Genomic DNA, 18,261 nt, shown 5'->3' with positions numbered 1-18,261 from the left:
ATGGAATTCCGACATGGAATGTGATAGGACGGGTATGGTTTTATGTCGTCCGTACCGAATTTTTAATAACCAGCAACTCAAAACAATCAACTAATCTACCGTTCATACTTCCGCTTTTCCGTCACTCCTGGCCATTGGTCGGTGCGGAAGGAGTTTAGGGGGAGGCCTTCGGTATTGAAGACGTTGGCTTCGATGGGAGCGTCGGACCAGGCATAACGAACGGCCTGGGGTTGGGGAACGCTGGGATGAGACACTTCGATGGTATTGCCTTTGATCTGAGCCTGGGCATAATGGAAAACCCGGTCGGCACCAGCGATTTCGAAACCTTTGACGTAACCGTATTTGTCTTTTACGATCAGCCCATGCTCCGCGAATTTAAAACGGAGTACGGCTTTACTTCCCTGAAAATGCACCGTATCCAGCAGGGGTGAGCTATACGCCATGGGTTGGCCATACTCAAAATGCAGGGCTTGTATCGCCAGTCGATGGCCCACGTCCTGCTTATTGGTGGGGTGAATGTCGGTGGCATTGCCAATGTCCGTCGTAACGGCCATTCCGGTTTTCGGCAGTTGCAGCGTCATCGTCTGGGCTTCCCGTAGCTCTGCCCAGGCACTTCCCTGGTTGCTACTCTGATCGGTGCCAAAGCTTGAAAGTTGTACGAAATAGAAGGGCAACGTTTCGCCCCAGCCTTGCCGCCAATCGTTGATCAGCAGGGGGAAACTCCGTCGGTACTGATAAGCCCGGTCGGCATTGTTTTCACCCTGATACCACAAAACACCCCGAATACCAAACGGAATCAGCGGGGCCAGTTTGGTATTATAAACCGTCGTCGGTAAGCGGTTCAGCATGGGTACAAACCCGTGCGGTTCGGCCAGGGAAGGCATGATTTTCCAGTCGGTAACCAAACTGATTTTGTCGGTTTCACTGGCTACGTACAGGTGTTGAAGGGTACCCAGTAAGCCCAGCCCAAACCATTCGGGATTCGTCCGCTTCTGAAGTTTCATCACGAGCTGATTCGCTCCTGGTTTCCAGGCATTTGTGGGTAATTTGATTTCCCGAATGCCTTTTACAACGCCCTCCGCAATTTTTTTGCCGTTGAGGTACACTTCCGTCGGACTGTCATTATCGGCCAACACCAGCGTAGTCGGTTGACTGGCCATTGCGGCGGGTATCTGGACGATCCGGCCCATATAACCATTGCCTTTGAAAGCAAACAGTCCCCGGTAGTACCATTGTCCAATCGGATCATACAGCGGAACCCACTTCGAAAAGTCTACGTCAGAACCGAGGAATTTCTGTTCATCCGCCATCGTAGGAACGTAGGTAGCACGGCCATAAAATTTCTGCCGGAAGTTCCGTTCACTCAGCGAATCCGCTTCGGCCCAGGTAGCGGGCAGGCGTTGGGCATTTTCCCGAAGTTCCGAATCCGAAAGCAAGGCTTCCTTACTGATCCAGCCCTCGATGTCGGAACCACCCCAGGACGAATGCAAGAGCCCAATGGGTACCTTCAGCTTCTGATAAACTTCCCGAGCGAAAAAAAAGCCAACCGCCGTAAAGCCGCCCACCGTCTGGGGTGAACAGACCTGCCACTCACCCGTTTTTAAATCCGTGTGCGGCCTTAGATCCAGCTCATTGGCTACCCGGAAATGGCGAATCTGCGGGTAATTGGCGTCTTTTTGCTCGGTTTCATACTGCAGGGCCCGTTCTACCGACCATTCCATATTCGACTGCCCCGAGCAAAGCCATACTTCCCCCAGCAACACGTCGCGGATGGACGTGTTTCCCGATTTGGCGGAAACGCGTAGTTCATACGGTCCGCCCGCTTCCATCGCCGGAAAGCGGACCATCCATTTGCCCTGGGCGTCTGCTTGGGTCGTTTGGGTCCTGCCCGCCAGTACCACCGTCACGTTCTCCTTCGGCTGAGCCCAGCCCCATACGGGAATGGGTTTCTGCCGTTGCAGGACTACGTGATCAGCAAACAGGCGAGCCAGCCGTACCTGACCCGAAACGGACAGGCTGACCAGCCCCAGCAAGCAAAGGAGTAGCTTTTTCATTCCAAATGCATTTACAACGAGCGGAACGACCGTGAGGCGTCATCCAGTACCAGCACCCAATCCTGATCGTTGCCCTGACTGGGGGGGGTAAAGGTTTGAACACCGGTATTGGGCAGCGTCTCCGCTTTCTGAGCCTTGCCGGTTCGGGGATTGTACCAGGACGCTTTTACTTCTTTACCGGAAATGATACCCATTTGTACCTGAAAGGGTTGTCCCGCAGAAGAATAGACAAAGGCGTAATCGCTGCCCCGCGTGGCCTGAATCCGTTTTTTGGGATCGTTGGAATTCGTACCGGGAACCAAGGTTTGGTCCGGAATCCGATCCAGATATGGACGCGACTCCATTAGCTTGCGAACGTAGGGCATCGTCCGGGCAGCGGGTAGGTCGAGCGACTCGTACCAGGGTTTGGTGGGATCAATGTAGCCTTTACGGCCCGGCACGTACATTTGCCAGATGTTGTTGCAACCGTAGGTAAAGCCATGAGCCCCGGCAAAGAGGCTTTGGTACGCTTTCCGGCGTACGTCGTTCGGATCGGCGTAACCGTTTTTTTTCAGGTCGAAACACACCGGAATTTCTTCGTACAAGGGTTCACCGTCCATCGTAGGCTTTACGGGTGCCAGCCGGTAATCCTGCGAAATCTGTTCCCATACCTTGCTGTCCGCACAATGTCCCGTCTGGAATAGATTGAAATCCAGCCAGTCGTCGGTGTGAAACCAGGTGGAAGAACTCGTCTGCGGATGGAATGTCATCAAGGCCTTGTCCGCCCCGCCTACGCCTTCCGTCACGCCTTTCGCCAAAGCCCGCCAAACCTCTACGTCCGCCGACCCTTTCCGGGGATTGCGATCACCCCCGATCACCCAAATGATGTTTTTGCGATGTTTATAGCGTTCGCCGAGGTATTTACCGTAAGCGTAGATTGATTTCTCGTTGAAAATTTCCGGCCCGATGCCCCACTTGTCTTTATGCAGTTTATCGCCCCAGGTTGGCAGCAAGGCTACGTGCAAACCCATCCGGTCCGCCTGCTTCAGGATGTAATCCACATGAGCGAAATAGGCCTCATTCGGCTGGCTCGGATCGGTATTCTGAAAAGGAACCTGTCCGTAAGCATTGGGATCCCGTAGGCCATCGTGCTCGGCCAGTACTACGGCCTGAATCACGGTAAAGCCTTTTTTCTTCCGGTTTTTCAGGTATTTTTTGGCATCCGCCCGGTTGAGGCGGTGGAACAATTCCCAGGCTGTATCACCCAGGTAAAAGAAGGGTTTCCCGTTTTGGTACACCAGGAAACGTTTGTTGTCACTCACGCGTAAGTCCGTTTGGGCGTGAGCGAGCAGGGAGAGAAAGAAGAAAGCAAATAGAAAACGAAAACGCATAAGTCAGGATGCCGAAGCAGATGGTACTAAAACTAAAAAACTTCCCAAAACGCTAAAAGTTTCGGGAAGTTAAAAAGGCTTACTGGTAGGTTTTAAGCGTAGCGGTATCTCCCCAGGATTTGAGAATTTTCTGGAGTCCGTCCATATTTAGCCGAAGGCCCACTTCCGCATCTGGTGCGGTATCTTCATTGATGATCCCGATGGGTCCGCGATACTTGCTTTGCTGGACGATTCGCATCATCCCGGCTTCGGCGTCGCCCTGCCCGATGGGTACGACCTTCACGGGATTTCCCTTTTTCAGTCCCGCCAGATTCAGGGCCATCAGGTGCGGAAGCATTTTCGGGAAGAAAACCGGGAACCGTTCGATGTGTTCTTCCGCGTGGTGGAAGTTATACACGATTCCGAGGTTGGGCTTTTTGAGGTACTCAATGATTTTCAACTGATTTTCGGGTTCGCCAAACCAGCCGCCGTGGTTGTACAATCCAACCGTACAGCCTAGCTCCGCGGCCCGATCGGCAATGTACTGAACGGGCCGGGCAACGGCTTTGATCTTTTCTTCCTCGCTCATGGCGTCCAGGCCTTTGATGCCGCCAATCATGCACCAGATCTGCATCTTCGCTTTCTGACGTTTCAGTACTTCGAACACGGCCTGTAAGCCCTTGTCCTCTTCCGGATTGGGTCCGGAGTACAGCCAGAAAGCCTCAAACTTGATATTATGTTTCCGGCAGGCCTCAAACTCTTCGTCGAAGGTCGGGATGTGTTTTTCCCGCCAATCGTAGGCGAGTTTAGTAATGCCCAGCTGGTTGAGCATTTCGGCCCGTTCGACCGGACCCCGGTTTTAGTATCAAAAGGCACAATACACCAGGCCACCAGATTGTCGCGGGCATAGATACTTTTCGCTTTTCGCTGAGCCGTTACGGATTTAGCAGATAGAAAGAGCAGGGCCAGAAGCGGGAAGAAAAGAAAACGTTTCATAGTAAAATCAATACGCCCTTACACGGCGAGTTCATTGGGAAAATTGTATGACCACTTCCAGGTCTGACTCATGTCGGGATACTGGCGACGGCATTCGAGGTACTCTTCCATCATGCGTCGCATCGTCGGACTGAGCGTGTCGAGGTACTGTGGCGTCAGCAGATCGCCGTTGAGCAGGTAAAAATGCCAGGTCGGCGGGAATTTTGCACTGTGATAGCCCATGTGTAAGGTCCGACGGGGAATCTTCATTTTTTCCGTGAACCCCCGGTGAATCAGATTATTGTTGTACAAAACCGCCTGACCCGCTTTCAAAGGCACGGGAATGCCGCCGGGCATTTCAACCCCCACGGGGGCGTAATGTTTCGATCCCCGAAAGGCTTCGTCTTCTTCCGGCGTATTGGGCCGGTTGTGACTGCCGGGTACGACCCAAAGCGAGTTTTCATCCACCAGCGGCAGGTTAATCTGTACGCTGTTGTGAAAGCGTTCGGGCGAGAACAGCCAGTCTTCAATCTCGTTCTGCGGAATCTGGATGATGTCGCGGTGCCAGCCCAGCGAGTATTGCGTCCCTTCATTCGCAGCCAGAATCGAGGCGTTATTGACAATCAGATTTGGCCCGAGCAGCTCTTCCACCGTCTTCAGAATCACGGGGTGGTGAAAGGCGTGGTGAATCGACTCCGTACCCGGCTTGGTAAGCAGGTGGAAGTAGTACTGCCGGGCCTCTTTGCCAAAGTCCTTGATTTCATCCCCTAAGTGCTGAAAGGATGAACTACGCTTCTCTGTATCAGCCGATTGAATTTTTGGACTGATCAAGGCATCCATCACTTCGCGGAAATCATCGATTTCCTGTGGTGTCAATACATCGACGATTACAAAGCCGTCGCGTTCAAATTTTTCTTTGTTAGAGGATTCCATAGTACTAGGGTTTGGTTTAACTGATAATCACTTGCTGGTGCCTTTCGGCGGAGGTAAGTCCGGCCTCGAGTACCCGAAGAATCTTCAGGCCATCCGAGAAATTGGGTGTAATGGTTTGTTTGGTTTCAATCGCGTCAATAAAATCCACGACGGCGTGTACAAAGGCGTGTTCGTAACCGATGATATGCCCGGCGGGCCACCAGTGCTGCATGTAAGGATGCGAGCCGTCGGTCGCCAGAATGGTCCGGAAACCCTGATACCCTTCGGCGTCTTCGCGGGAATAGTACTGCAATTCGTTCATCCGTTCCAGATCGAACAGCAGACTGCCCTTACTACCGTAGATTTCGAACGTCAGCCCGTTTTTCTTACCCGTTGCAAATCGTGTAGCTTCAAATGAACCGATGGCTCCATTGGCAAACTGAACGAGCATCAGGGCGGCGTCTTCGACTGTTACCTCTCCTTTTGCGTCACCCTTGCTTTCAGCTTTAAGATTGCCCGAAGTTGATTCATCGGCCAGCGGACGTTCCTTGATGAAGTTGGTGGTCAGGGCCGAAACCGTCGCGATGTCGCCTACCAGAAAATGAGCCAGATCTACCGCGTGCGAGTTCAAATCCCACTGCGGTCCGGCCTGAGCGGTTTCCTTGCGAAGTTGCCAGGTGAGCGGAAAACTGGGGTCTACAATCCAGTCCTGCTGATAGGCACACCGCCAGTGAAAAATTCGACCGATTTTGCCCTCGTCGATCATGCGTTTGGCCAGAGCGACGGCGGGCGTACGACGGTAGTTGTGGTTGAGGTAATGAACGACCTTGTTGTCTTCACAAACCTTCAGCATCTCTTCCGCCTGCTGACTATTCATCGCCAGCGGTTTTTCGCAGAAAATGTGTTTGCCTTCCTTCGCCGCCGCTAAAGCCACTTCATAGTGTAATTGTTGGGGCAGAGCAATGTCAATAATATCGATGTCGGGACGGGCGACGAGTTTCTTCCAGTCCGTCTCCGTTTCCTGCCATCCCCACTGTTGGGCAAATTCCTTGAGGGAAGCTTCGTGCCGTCCGCAGGCGACTTTCAGGATCGGTTGAGCCGATACATCAAAAAATAACGGTGCTTTTTTCCAGGCGTTGCTGTGGGCCTTGCCCATGAACTTGGTACCGACGATACCGACGTTGAGTTGTTTTTCCATGCGTTAGAGCGTTTTAGTCAGTGAACGGAGCGCCTGTATGCTTTGTTTGACGACTTCTTCTTCCCGGTCGGTATAATCGGGGTGCAGAAAATCGACCTCCACTGCCAGGAAGCCCTGGTAGTTATGCTGACTTAAAAGCTCGGCGAGGCGTTCGTTGGGAATCAAGCCCTCGCCCGTAGGTACGCAGGAAAAGAAATACCACTCGTTAACCGGCACGCCTTTGACCGGTTTCAGATCTTTGATGTGCGTGGCGAATACGTACGGGGCCAGTTTCTCCATCGCCTGGATGGGATCATCGAGCACCCGCAGGAAATTTCCGGAATCGAAATTCACGCCAAAATACGGCGAGTTTACGCCCTGAATCAGTTGCAGAATTTCGTCTGAATTGTAATCAATGTGGTTTTCAACGGCCAGTTTCACACCGTATCGCTCGGCTATTGTCGTAGCTTCGGAAAACATTCGGGTCAGCTTTTCGAGTTGAGGCCCGTGCGGCTCAAAGCGAAACATCAGACTACTGCCGACGACTCGCATCACTGGGGCTCCAATCTGCTGGGCGTATTCGATGTGCTCGATCATCTCCTCAAACGCCCGCTCGTTCTTGCCGCCTTCCAGTCCGTCGGGATGACCCCAGGCATACACACGGTCGAGGCCCGTGCGGTCGAGATGGGCTTTGACACTCTCGAGATACGCCTTGTCGAATTTGGGGATGAAGCACGATTCGAGGGATACCCCGTCAATGCCCAGCGTTTCCGTTTTCGTCAGAAAATCTTCAAACGTCAGGATTTTGTCGGGCTGATTTTGTCCGGCGTATACTTCGCCAAACAGGCGATGGTAACAGTAGCTGTCGATGCCAACTTTCATAAAACGTTGATTAGTGGTTTAGGTACTCTTTTTCGCAAATAGCTGAAAAAATACCAGCTCGACCCAGAGAAATCAGGAATTTGAGTAGGGTGGAGTCAACACTGGTCCGGTTGGCGGTCTTGGACCAGTCCTATTCCCGAAGGAATTACGACTCCACCCTACTGAAACTTACCAGCCCGGATTGTTTTCATTGATGGCCGTATTTCCGTTGATTTCATTCAGCGGCAGCGGCAACAACAAATGTTTCTCCTGACGACGTTTGATGATGTTATTGGCGTCAATATCAATGGCATTCATGACTTGCAGGTAGATGCCCCAGCGGCGAATATCCCAGGCCCGGTGTCCTTCCAGGGCCAGTTCGCGTTGACGTTCCTGCAGGATGAACGAACGCAGTTGCTGCTGATTGAGGTTGGCGGCATTGCTGGCTCCACTGCGGCGGCGTACTTTGTTGAGAGCCTCGTACGCATCAGCCGTCGGACCGTTGACTTCGTTTTCGGCTTCGGCAAAAATCAGTAAGGTTTCGGCGTACCGCAGGAACGGAAAGGGCATATCCGAACGCTGTACCGTCCGGTCGGAGACCTGAGCATACTTGCTAAGCTTGGCCGTATGAAACTGGTCGGCGGAATAAACATCCGTAGGCTGGTAACCTTCCGCCGTGGGTACCGTCCCACTGTTTTTCACTTTCAGACTGTCTTTAGCGGGGTAGTAATGCCAGGCGGCGTTACTGAACATCCGCCAGCGGTGCTGTACGCCTTCGGTAATTCGCTGGTCTTTTTCCTCGAAGAGTTCGTACCAGTGGTCCGACATGGCGTACAAGGCCCCGTCGATGGAGCCGTTCGCCATCAGATACCCTACGTAATGGTACGACAGGAAGTTACCGAAGATCTCCGATCCCGTGATGGCGTTCATTTGCCAGAGGTGTTCGCCCTTGTTGCGGTTGCCGATGCTCCAGGTATCCATGTACCGCGGGAACAGATCGATGGGTGAACCGGCTTTCTGCATGTCAATTACTTCCTTGGCTTTGTCGCGGGCCAGTTTGAAGTACTGAGCGGCATCAAAGGATTCGTGACCCGCTACCACGCTCTTGGTGTAGGTAGTGGTCGTCGGCTGGATGCGACGCACGACGCCGTTGACCGTCTCCCGTTGCCTACCACCCAGTACGGTGACCTGGGCTCCCTTTAGGGCTCCGGAAGCCATCGTTACGTAGACTTTAGCCAGTAAGGTTTTAGCCGCTTCCTGACTCAGCCGACCCGTTTCGTAGCGGGCGTTGGTGCGGGTGTACAGCATCGTCTCGGCCATTTTCAGGTTTTCGATGATGTGGGCGTACACGTCAGGTACGGAGGCCCGGGGCTGGTTCGTGTTTTCGCCTTCGGTTACGGATTTTTTGAAGATGGGGATGGGTCCGTACGCCCGAACGAGCATGTAATACGCCCAGCCCCTGAGGAAGTACAATTGACCGAGGGCGTTGTTTTTCGAAGCGTCGTCGATCGTGATCTGGCTGACTTTTGTAATGGCGAAATTACAGCGTTCGATCAGGGTATAGGGACCACCCCAGAAGGTGTTGATGTCGGAAGTAGACTGGAAGTTCCCCGCTCCCATCGCCTGGAACGCGTAATCCTTGCCGGTTACATCGTCGGCGTCCACTTCCAGCGGACGGTTGTAGACGCATACTGAAAAAAGGAGCCGCTGTTGAGGGTATTCAGTACGCCATTGACCCAGAGCTTGGCGTCAGCTTCCGTAGTCGTTCCCACCTGATCGGGACCGACGAAATCATACGGCGTTTCTTTCAAAGCATCCTTGCAGGACGTGCTGGCCAGTACCAGGGCTACTAATGCTATATGTATCTTTTTCATAGAAAGTTCGGAGGATTAAAAGGAAGCTTTGAAGCCCAGCGTAATGGTTCGGTTGTTGGGATACGAGTTCATATCCACGCCCCGGCGGGAGGCATCGCCCCCGAAGGAGTTCACGTCGGGATCGTACCAGCTGTACTTCGAGAAGGTCAGCAGGTTACCCAGACTGCCGTATACATTCAGCGATTCGACGTATTTCACCGGCGTCTTGAAGGTATACCCCAGGTTGACCGTTTTCAGTCGCAGGTAAGAAGCGTCCTCCAGATACCGATCCGAGAACAACATCACCCGTACCTGCGAGGCATCGGCCCGGGGCCATTTTGCGTCGGCTTTGTTGTCTTCCGTCCAGCGGGTATCGTAGGCCCACTGCGGTACGTTACCCAGCTGGTTCATCCGTACTTTCAGCAGGTTGGTGTTGACGATATTTCCCCCCTGTACGCCCTGGAAGAAGATACTGAGGTTGAAACCTTTGTAGGAAAAGTTGTTCGTGAAACCGTAGGTAAAATCCGGGTTGGTATTACCGATGATCGTACGGTCGGTACTCTCGCTGATACTGGCCGGATTGTTATCCATGTTTTTGTACTTGATTTCGCCCAGTTTCGAACGAAGCTGCGTTTCTGACCAGTTGGCAAACTGCGGATCGGCCCGTACTTCGGCAATGTCGTCGTAGTAGCCGTCTTCTACCAGTCCATAGATCGTGCCGATGGGGTGACCGTTCCGCTGGATGAAGATGTTATCGTAGGAATAGTACAACCGCTGAGCAAACTGGTCGGCGGGCAGATCCATGATCTTGTTCCGGTTGAAGGAAATATTGGCGTTCAAATCCCACTTGAAGGTATTCTTCTGTACCAGCGTTCCCACGGCCGTGATTTCCAGCCCTTTGTTTTCCACCGTTCCGTAATTGGTCAGCATGGTATTGAAGCCGTTGCTGGGAGCAATCTGGATGGTTTGGAGCAGGTCCTTCGTATGCTTCTTATACAGATCGACAGTCACATTGAAGCGGTTGTTCATGAAACCAAAATCAACGCCGAAATCATATTGCGTGGTGGTTTCCCACTTGATATTCGGATCGACCAGACCGCGACCGTTATCGATTGCAAAACCGCTCTGCTCTGATCCGCCGAAGGGTACGTTGGCAATCGTCGTGGCGTAGATACTGCCATAAGGACCAATCCCCTGATTACCCGTTTGCCCCACACTGGTACGCACTTTCAACGTTGAGAACACGCCCAGATTTTGGATGAATTCTTCTTCGCCCGCGTTCCAGGCCAGAGCGAACGAGGCAAAGTTGGCCCATTTGTTGCGGATGGCGAATTTGCTGGAACCATCGCGGCGGAAGGAAGCCGTGAAGAGGTATTTGCCGTCGTAGCTATAGTTAACCCGACCCAGTACCGACATCAGAGCGTTGTCGTTCCGACCATTCTGCAACGGCGAAGGACGCAGACCCGCCCGGAGGTTAAAGTTTTTAGTAAGGTCCGTTGGGAAACCCGTGGCCGACATCGTTTTGTACTCGGAAACGCCTTTTTCGTAGGTGTAAGCCGCTACGGCGTTGATATTGTGCTTCGTACCGAACGTTTTGATGTAGGTCAGAATCGACTCCATCGTCAATTGCGAGTAGTTATTATCGCTTACCATGCCGAAGCCATTGACGGGCGTGCGGCCTTCGTTCAGATCGCGTCCGTAGTAAATCTCCCGCGAGTTGAGGTTGTAGTTATACCCCATGCGTTGCCGGAAATTCAGAGCGGGCGTAAAATTCAGTTGAGCAAACGCCGTGGTGTACACGCGGGTCGAGTACGTAAAATCACGGGCCGACTGCGTGGTTTTGTACGGATTGGCCAGATTGGACGTATTGATCAGCGATTCCCGGAAGGCCGAGTTCGGATCGTTCACCGGGTACGTAGACGGGAAAAAATCGTCGAACTGATCAAACTGGGCTGAGCCCCGGACGTATTGGTTTTTCCTAATTGATAGGTCGTGTAGGCAATGTTGTTGCTCGTACCGATCGTCAGTAATTTACCAATTTTGCGTTCGAGGTTGAATTGCAGACTGTACCGTTTGAAACCGGAGTTGAGCAATACCCCCTGCTGATCCAGGTAATTTCCCGAAATCAGGTACGTGCCGCGATCATTTCCACCCGAAACCGACAGCGTATAATCCTGGGTAACGGCGGGGCGGAATACCTCATCCTGCCAGTTGGTACCTTTGAAACCAGCCGGATACTGGGTGCCTTCGGGTAAACCGTCACGGTAGTCTTCCGGTCCGGGCAGGTACGTGTTTTCACCCAATACCGGGTCGCGGCCAATTTTCCCCGGAAAAGGCACTTCCAACGTCGTGCCGATGTACTTACTAGCGTTAGCGTAAGCTTCGTTTTGAAACAGTGCGTACTGATAGCCATTCAGCATCGGAATGCGTTTTGATACCCGGCCCAGACTCAGGTTGGTGGTGAATTCTACGCGATCTTTTCCGGCTTTGCCTTTTTTCGTCGTGATCAATACCACTCCGTTGGCTCCCCGCGAACCGTAAATGGCGGTGGCGGAGGCATCCTTGAGTACTTCGATGCTCTCGATGTCCTGCGGGTTCATGTTGGCCAGTACGTTGATGGTTTGCATGGAACCTTCGGCTCCGGCGGGCGTAGCGGCGGAGGTGAACGGAATACCGTCGATGACGTACAGCGGTTCGCTACCCGTGAAAGAGTTGGCTCCGCGAATGGTCATGCTGATGCCACCACCTGGAGCACCGTCACCTTTGTTGACGTTTACACCCGCAATTTGTCCCTGTAAACTTTGGTTGACGCTTACGGGAATGTTGCGTAACAAATCCTGTCCTTTTACGGTCGATACCGAACCGGTAAGGTCCCGGCGGTTCACTTGCCCGTAGCCAATAACAACGACTTCATTGAGTTTTTTGTCGTCTGCTTCCAGCTCAACGTCCAGCGTTGTACGTCCCGCCAGAGCTATTTCCTGCGGCGTGTAGCCAACAAAAGAAAAAATCAGTGTAGCGTTGGCATCGGGTACGGAGATGCTGTACACCCCCACGGCATTGGTGACCGTTCCTGAGGTCGTTCCTTTGACGAGGATACTGACGCCCGGAAGTACTTCGCCCGTGTCTTTGGCCCGAGCCACGCCTTTGACGGTGGTAGTCTGAGTCCAGCCTTCTGAGGTTACCGCCAGGCACAAGAAAGCCAGCAACAATAGATAGTATTGTTTCATAGATATTAGGTTTAAAATGAACTGTAACAAGTAGTATGCGTGGGAGTCAGGATTAAAGCGTTGGGTATTTTTCCAGTATTTTCATTTGCGGTCGGTCGGTACCGTCCCGGGGGCTTACGGCGAGCGTATAATCTCCCCACCAGGGGCCCGCGGCCCAGTAGGTACCGCTCACCTGGTTTTCGCGGAGATACGCCAGGAACTGATCGAGGGTTTCGAGCCAGCGAGGGTCCGTATCCGGCACGCCGTATTCACCGACAAGTCCCTGAAAGTGATTCGCTTTCAGCCAGTTGACAAAGGGTTTTACCCGCTCGATTCCTTTCTGAGCCGAAGCTTCTTCTGTTAGGTAATCGTGTTTGTACGTTCCCGAACCGTCTTTATCGAAATACACGTGAGCTTCGAAAATCAGGTGTCGGGAAGGATCTTTCAGGTACTTGAGCGTATCACTGGCCCGTAACCAGCGTTCGCCCGAACTCCACTGATCGCCACCCACGAGAATGGCGGTTTTGGTATCCGTTTTCCGAATCTGCGTAATGCAGTGCTGGGCAATGGAAAACCAGGGCGTATCGGCTCGCAAATCGTGCGGTTCGTTCATCAGACCGTAGCCCCAAATGTTTGGGTACGACCGACAGGCCTGAGCCAGCTTTTGCCAGAGATCGCCGATGTGTTGGATAGAAACTCTTTCGGAACCAATCAGATATTCAGTCCCATCCATCTGCCGACGACCGTAATTGTGCAAATCCAGAATAACCCAGAGTTTTCGTTGCTGGGCCTGCTTGATGACCTGTTTGATACGGGAAAGCTCCCGGGCATCGAGTGGTCCGTTTAACTTGGGCTGAATTCGCTCCCATTTAAACGGTAACCGAATCAGGGTCAATCCTTTGGCTTTGAAATAATCCAGCTCGGAAGGCCGGGGGTACGTATAGGTTTTGTCGAATTCTCCCGGCATCGTGGACCCAAAATCCGCTCCAGCCAGATTTACGCCATACGCTACGGGGTTTTTCTGACTGTACGCGGACCAGCTAGCCAACGCAAAACACACGCCTAGTAAAGCTTTACGCATACGAGGTTTATTGAATGAAATAGATTTAGAGGTAGTGTACTACACTTAATAACTTTATTGTCTATACGTCATCATTTTACAGGCTTTAATCGAAGGCTGTGAAGGGATCGTACATTCGGAATTCTCGAAAATATCGGTTTGAGGTACGGAGGAAGTTACCGTATTTGCTCGTTAAAAAATTCAGGTAAAATCCTTGCCGTTCCACTCCGTAAGAGCTTAGCTTTTCATCTTTCGCTGGTAGGAAATGGCTGAATCTGGTATGACTAAGTACGCTGGTGTTGTGAAATAGTGTACGTTAACTATCTTATTCAAAAGTACTTTCCATTTCTGAATCTACCAACAAAATGTATACTTATTTATTTAAAAAATTGGATCAAAAGAGGTCGAAGGCGAACGATACTCATTACTTCTGTAAAATCACTCCAGGGCAAAGGCGACATACGCATCGCCCGTCTTGGTACCCAGCTTCCCGCCACCAGTAGCCGCGATCACGACATACTGTTTGCCATGGACCACATAGGTACTCGGGGTGGCGTACCCACCAAAGGGCAAGGTCGTTTCCCACAGTAGTTCACCCGTGTCTTTATCGAAAGCCCGGAATTTCTCATCACCCGTAGCGGCAATGAACACGAGTCCGCCTTTCGTGACGATACAGCCGCCGAAGTTCTCGCGTCCGGTTACCGGAATACCCTTCGCCGTTAGTTCGGGGTATTCACCCAGCGGTTTTTTCCAGACGAGTTCACCCGTATGCAGATTAATGGCATTAAGTGTACCCCAGGGGGCTTTGGTAGCGGGATAATTTTCCTTATCCAGAAATTTGGTATAATTCATCGCCCGGTATACGGGTTTCTGATTGCTTTGCTTCACGGCCGTCTGGCTTTCCATATCCAGGAGAAACTCCGCCAGAGCCTGTACTTCGTCTTCCGAAATCTGGGAAAAAGCGGGCATGGCACCGCGTCCATTTTTCACAATCTGAACTACATCCGGCTTTTTATACTTCTTAGAAAGGCTCGTTAAAGCCGGAATACCACCATTCCCCTGTCGCTCGGAGCCGTGGCAACCGACGCAACCCTTCTCCAGATACACCCGCCGACCCGGATGCTGGGCAAAAGCTTCCGCCGATTTTTCCTTGGCGTTAATATCGATCATGGTAATGTGCCAGGCCAGCTCATTGGCGTTCACGTACAAATTTCCGGTTGTCGGATCGTAAGCTCCGCCGCTCCATTCGGCTCCGCCGTGAATGCCGTAGTAGATCACGCCTTTCTGGGTTGGTGGCACGTACCAGCCCGTGTCCGCCTTTTCAAACCGGGCGAGGGCATCGGCGTGAGCCTCGGGCGTACGGTCCGTCAAATCATTTCGCGTAACCACCTGTTTGGAAAAAGGCTGCGGCCAGCGAACGTACGGCTGCGTCGGGTAGGCCTGTTCGTCGAGTAAGGTAGATGGGGGTACGGACCGCTCTTCTACGTCCGACAACAATTCTCCCGTTAATCGATTGAATAAAAACACATTCCCCGTTTTGGTTAACTGCACCACGCCGGGTACGGGTTTGCCTTTGTAGTTAAAATCGGCCAGAATGGGAGCACAGGGTAAATCGAGATCCCACAAATCGCGGTGAATGACCTGATAATGCCAAGCATGTTGGCCCGTGTTGGCATTCAGGGCAACAATGCAGTTGCCGTACAGTTGCGAGCCTTCTTTACCCGGACGGTAGAAATCATTTTTAGGCTGACCCGTGGCGAAATACACCATGCCATTTTTAGGATCTACTGACAAACCACCCCAGACGTTCACGCCTGCCCCATCCTTCCAGAAATCCGGGTCACCCCAGCTCTCGTAGCCGAGTTGGCCTGGTTGGGGTATGGTGTAGAACGTCCAGCGTTTTTGCCCGTACGCACGTCAAAACCGCTGACGTTGGCCGGAGCACTCCAGCTCATCGAACCCACGATCACCAGATCTTTATAAATGACGGGCGAAGCCGGAGCCGTAATTTTCATATCCGACGCGGGTCGCATGTGACCCTCGTTCAAATCCAGGCGACCACTAGTTCCGAAGCTTTCAATGGTTTTTCCGGTGCGGGCGTCAATGGCCAGCAGGTAATGATTGGCGGTAAAGAGAATCCGTTGTTCGTTTCCTTCGTTCCAGTAAGCAATGCCCCGGTTGATACCGCCGAATTTTTCACCCGCCCGGGCCGGATTGTGCCGCCAAATTTCCTGACCGTTGGTGGCATTCACTGCAATGATTTCCTGAGCGGGCGTTGTTACGTACATTACGCCGTCTACAATCAATGGATTGCCCTGAATGTTACCTGCCTTGTTACCCGAGTGATACGTCCAGGCTACTTTCAGCCGGGATACATTTTGTTTCGTGATCTGATCTGCCGCCGCAAAACGGGTTACGCCGGAATCACCACCCGTGATGGGCCAGTCCAGCGAAGCCGTGGTGGTCTGCGTCATACGTTTACAGGCAACCACGCCCACTACGAGGCTTATACTCACCAAAACAAACCACCGGGATGTTACCGGCAAACGGGAAAGGATCAGGGGGCGAACCTTTTTCATACAGAGGCGTGCGTATCAATGGGTCGTCACTTCATGCGTTGTTACCACCTAATGGAACAGGAAACACAAAATGCAATAGTGTACGTACACCAAAGGTATAAAGAATAATTTATCCGGGAATTAATTTCATTAAAATTTGATGGAATATGCCTTTTTTTAGAACCATTATAAGCTAGTTCCTGGTTAGTCGCTTTTCAAAACCGACAAAGCGTAGATTGGGCCGAAAACCCAGTGAGAGTTCGCCGGCATAGCGGTAGCCTAATTTGGGAAAGAGTCGCTGCGTAGCCTGGTTATGGGTGTTAGTATCCACCCGTAATACTTCAATGTTCCGTTCGATGGCTAGTTGTTCGGCCTGTTCCAGTAATCGCTGGGCAATTCCTTTGCCTTGAAAATCGGGGTGCACGGCCAGTCGGTGCGTGACGATGGCGGGCTCGGACAGATCCCAACCCAGTTGGACATACTCGGCATCTTGGTCAGTTGTCAGGGCCGCTACGCCCGCGATACTGCCTTCGTACTCGGCCACCCAGAGCTGGCCCTGACGAATGTCTTCCCGAAATACCTCGGCATTGGGGTACGATTCATCCCATTGCCGATTGCCGGAAGCTTGCATGAGGGGAACCACGCGTTGCAATAAGGTTACCAGAGCGGGCAGGTCGGATTCAGTGGCGAGACGGATGAGCATTTTTTAGTTGTTGGTTAATGGTTGTTGGGGGTGATACTGCCCATGGGCAGGTTGGTGCATAGGCTTTACAGGTCGCATTGCATGCGGATGTCGGCTCGCTCGTAGGGGGTGGCGGTCATGGCGACTTTGTAGAAACCTAGCTTTTTGTAAAGTTCGATGGCGGGTACCAGTCGCGTATTCGATTCCAGCCATACGTGGGCGGCTCCGGCTTCCCGGGCTTTCTGTAAAATGGCCTGTCCCAGTTTTTTGCCAATTTGCCGTCCCTGGACCTGGGGTGAAACGGCCATTTTGACCATTTCAAAATCGCCGGGTTTCTCCTGTACCAGAGCTACGGTACCCACAATTTCCTGCTGGTAGCGGGCAAAGAGAATGACGCCACCCTTTTGCAAAATTTCTTTGGGATGATCGAGCTGTTCGAGATCGTGGGGTTCAAGCCGAAAGTATTGCTCGATCCAGGCCTGATTCAAGGATTTGAAGTACGGAGCATAGGCCGGATCGTAATCCAGAATTTCCACTTCTTCCAGCTGCTGAGTTTTGAGATAGTCTTTAAAGATGCTGAGATAGTCCTGCTGGACGAGTACGCCTTCGATTTCCTCTACCGCCCAAAGCAGGTTGTGACGCCGCTCGGCAATTAGTCGGGTATTGACGGCCTGAATATGAGTCCATACTTTCTGAAATTCGGGACGCAAGGCCTCTCCTTTCTCGGATAGCTTCAGGATTCGCTTGCGTTTATCCGCATCCGATTTCCCGGAACTAATGAGTCCGTCCTGTTCCAGTTGTTTGGCCAGTTGAATGACGCCCGGATGAGAAAAGCCAATGTATTCCGCTAGCTCGCTAATACCCAAGGGGCCTACTTCACAAAGCGTCCAGAATACGGGGAAACACTTGGGGTCAAAATCCAGTCCGTATTGTTGGTAAACCGCCCGGGCGTGCAGGTTCACGGATTCGGCCAGTCGCCGCATCCGGCTGACGAAGGCTAAAGGTCCCAGTTGTGAAATGATGTCCATGTTTAATAAATTACGTAATTAGTTACGCAATTTATTACAGGAATGCGATTGAATCCAAATTTATGGTAAGAAAGGTATCTGAACTCGGGGTTAACCCGGGGTTACACCCTGGGCTATTTACGATTGAACTTCTTCGGAGTTTGTTTTAGTTAACAGGGGGCGGGCGGAGTTTAACTCAAGCTATGAAATCGAACGCTTCTACAGCGTTTTTTAATAACCCATTGCGTGTTTGCCGTTTTAATTTTACTGCTCGCATATTAGATCAATTTTACTGATTCTTTGAAACAATTCGGGAGTTTAATTCCAATAGTCTCGCATGCTTTCAGGATACCATCCAGCCCGGTAGGCACAGCCTACCAACTACTGCGTACGTAGCGAATGCTACGGACAACCCGCCCCGTTGATGCGATCGATTTTCTATAATGATTCTTGCTTGGGAAGCCAGCGTTGAAATTTGACATAGGATGAATACAGGTTTGGAAACCTGCATCCGTATAATCAATCACACGCTCAAACCCCGAAGGGGTTCAACGTGAATAGCCCCGT

The 18,261-nt window shown here is 52.0% G+C and carries 15 protein-coding genes; all 15 read right to left on the bottom strand.

Features of this window, described 5'->3' with window-relative positions:
- Window positions 1–95: 95 nt before the first annotated feature.
- A complete protein-coding gene (locus BWI93_RS12825) occupies window positions 96–2,054 on the bottom strand; it encodes a sialate O-acetylesterase (RefSeq protein ID WP_094811917.1) in 1,959 nt (652 codons plus the stop codon).
- Between the two features lie 11 nt (window positions 2,055–2,065).
- Window positions 2,066–3,424 (bottom strand): glycoside hydrolase family 140 protein, encoded by a 1,359-nt coding sequence (locus tag BWI93_RS12820; RefSeq protein ID WP_094811915.1) that lies wholly within the window; start codon window positions 3,422–3,424, stop codon window positions 2,066–2,068.
- 79 nt (window positions 3,425–3,503) lie between these two features.
- Window positions 3,504–4,235 carry a sugar phosphate isomerase/epimerase gene (locus BWI93_RS12815; protein ID WP_255157833.1) on the bottom strand — a complete coding sequence of 244 codons (732 nt, stop codon included), beginning with the start codon at window positions 4,233–4,235 and terminating at the stop codon, window positions 3,504–3,506.
- 182 nt (window positions 4,236–4,417) lie between these two features.
- Window positions 4,418–5,311 carry a phytanoyl-CoA dioxygenase family protein gene (locus tag BWI93_RS12810; RefSeq protein ID WP_094811911.1) on the bottom strand — a complete coding sequence of 298 codons (894 nt, stop codon included), beginning with the start codon at window positions 5,309–5,311 and terminating at the stop codon, window positions 4,418–4,420.
- Between the two features lie 16 nt (window positions 5,312–5,327).
- Window positions 5,328–6,488 (bottom strand): Gfo/Idh/MocA family protein, encoded by a 1,161-nt coding sequence (locus BWI93_RS12805; protein WP_094811909.1) that lies wholly within the window; start codon window positions 6,486–6,488, stop codon window positions 5,328–5,330.
- A 3-nt stretch (window positions 6,489–6,491) separates the two neighbouring features.
- Entirely contained in the window at window positions 6,492–7,349 is an 858-nt protein-coding gene (locus BWI93_RS12800; protein ID WP_094811874.1) for a sugar phosphate isomerase/epimerase, read from the bottom strand.
- 168 nt (window positions 7,350–7,517) lie between these two features.
- Window positions 7,518–8,993, bottom strand: a complete 1,476-nt coding sequence (locus BWI93_RS12795) for a RagB/SusD family nutrient uptake outer membrane protein (RefSeq protein WP_094811872.1) — start codon at window positions 8,991–8,993, stop codon at window positions 7,518–7,520.
- Window positions 8,975–9,202: a hypothetical protein gene (locus tag BWI93_RS12790; protein WP_094811870.1), complete on the bottom strand. Its 228-nt coding sequence runs from the start codon at window positions 9,200–9,202 to the stop codon at window positions 8,975–8,977. The genes BWI93_RS12795 and BWI93_RS12790 overlap by 19 nt, the downstream gene beginning before the upstream one ends.
- Before the next feature lie 15 nt (window positions 9,203–9,217).
- Window positions 9,218–11,089: a SusC/RagA family TonB-linked outer membrane protein gene (locus BWI93_RS28190; protein ID WP_217902264.1), complete on the bottom strand. Its 1,872-nt coding sequence runs from the start codon at window positions 11,087–11,089 to the stop codon at window positions 9,218–9,220.
- Window positions 11,086–12,408: a SusC/RagA family TonB-linked outer membrane protein gene (locus BWI93_RS28185; RefSeq protein ID WP_217902263.1), complete on the bottom strand. Its 1,323-nt coding sequence runs from the start codon at window positions 12,406–12,408 to the stop codon at window positions 11,086–11,088. The genes BWI93_RS28190 and BWI93_RS28185 overlap by 4 nt, the downstream gene beginning before the upstream one ends.
- Before the next feature lie 52 nt (window positions 12,409–12,460).
- On the bottom strand, window positions 12,461–13,468 hold the full coding sequence (locus BWI93_RS12780) for a glycoside hydrolase family 5 protein (protein ID WP_094811868.1): 1,008 nt from the start codon (window positions 13,466–13,468) through the stop codon (window positions 12,461–12,463).
- Between the two features lie 417 nt (window positions 13,469–13,885).
- On the bottom strand, window positions 13,886–15,259 hold the full coding sequence (locus tag BWI93_RS28180; protein ID WP_141217447.1) for a c-type cytochrome: 1,374 nt from the start codon (window positions 15,257–15,259) through the stop codon (window positions 13,886–13,888).
- Window positions 15,256–16,026 carry a PQQ-binding-like beta-propeller repeat protein gene (locus tag BWI93_RS12770; RefSeq protein WP_094811864.1) on the bottom strand — a complete coding sequence of 257 codons (771 nt, stop codon included), beginning with the start codon at window positions 16,024–16,026 and terminating at the stop codon, window positions 15,256–15,258. The genes BWI93_RS28180 and BWI93_RS12770 overlap by 4 nt, the downstream gene beginning before the upstream one ends.
- 172 nt (window positions 16,027–16,198) lie before the next feature.
- Window positions 16,199–16,708, bottom strand: a complete 510-nt coding sequence (locus tag BWI93_RS12765; protein ID WP_094811863.1) for a GNAT family N-acetyltransferase — start codon at window positions 16,706–16,708, stop codon at window positions 16,199–16,201.
- Between the two features lie 65 nt (window positions 16,709–16,773).
- On the bottom strand, window positions 16,774–17,715 hold the full coding sequence (locus tag BWI93_RS12760; protein ID WP_094811861.1) for a bifunctional helix-turn-helix transcriptional regulator/GNAT family N-acetyltransferase: 942 nt from the start codon (window positions 17,713–17,715) through the stop codon (window positions 16,774–16,776).
- Window positions 17,716–18,261: the final 546 nt, after the last annotated feature.

The sequence above is a fragment of the Siphonobacter sp. BAB-5385 genome (assembly GCF_002261125.1).
GTDB lineage: Bacteria > Bacteroidota > Bacteroidia > Cytophagales > Spirosomataceae > Siphonobacter.
This window is presented reverse-complemented; position numbering and strand designations above follow the sequence as displayed.

Bases quoted from the DNA above. Each gene is read 5' to 3' on its own strand.
- BWI93_RS12810 (WP_094811911.1), bottom strand. From the start codon at position 5,311: ATGGAATCCTCTAACAAAGAAAAATTTGAACGCGACGGCTTTGTAATC.
- BWI93_RS12820 (WP_094811915.1), bottom strand. From the start codon at position 3,424: ATGCGTTTTCGTTTTCTATTTGCTTTCTTCTTTCTCTCCCTGCTCGCT.
- BWI93_RS12790 (WP_094811870.1), bottom strand. From the start codon at position 9,202: ATGAAAAAGATACATATAGCATTAGTAGCCCTGGTACTGGCCAGCACG.
- BWI93_RS12805 (WP_094811909.1), bottom strand. From the start codon at position 6,488: ATGGAAAAACAACTCAACGTCGGTATCGTCGGTACCAAGTTCATGGGC.
- BWI93_RS12765 (WP_094811863.1), bottom strand. From the start codon at position 16,708: ATGCTCATCCGTCTCGCCACTGAATCCGACCTGCCCGCTCTGGTAACC.
- BWI93_RS12825 (WP_094811917.1), bottom strand. From the start codon at position 2,054: ATGAAAAAGCTACTCCTTTGCTTGCTGGGGCTGGTCAGCCTGTCCGTT.
- BWI93_RS12760 (WP_094811861.1), bottom strand. From the start codon at position 17,715: ATGGACATCATTTCACAACTGGGACCTTTAGCCTTCGTCAGCCGGATG.
- BWI93_RS28185 (WP_217902263.1), bottom strand. From the start codon at position 12,408: ATGAAACAATACTATCTATTGTTGCTGGCTTTCTTGTGCCTGGCGGTA.
- BWI93_RS12815 (WP_255157833.1), bottom strand. From the start codon at position 4,235: ATGCTCAACCAGCTGGGCATTACTAAACTCGCCTACGATTGGCGGGAA.
- BWI93_RS12800 (WP_094811874.1), bottom strand. From the start codon at position 7,349: ATGAAAGTTGGCATCGACAGCTACTGTTACCATCGCCTGTTTGGCGAA.
- BWI93_RS12770 (WP_094811864.1), bottom strand. From the start codon at position 16,026: ATGAAAAAGGTTCGCCCCCTGATCCTTTCCCGTTTGCCGGTAACATCC.
- BWI93_RS12780 (WP_094811868.1), bottom strand. From the start codon at position 13,468: ATGCGTAAAGCTTTACTAGGCGTGTGTTTTGCGTTGGCTAGCTGGTCC.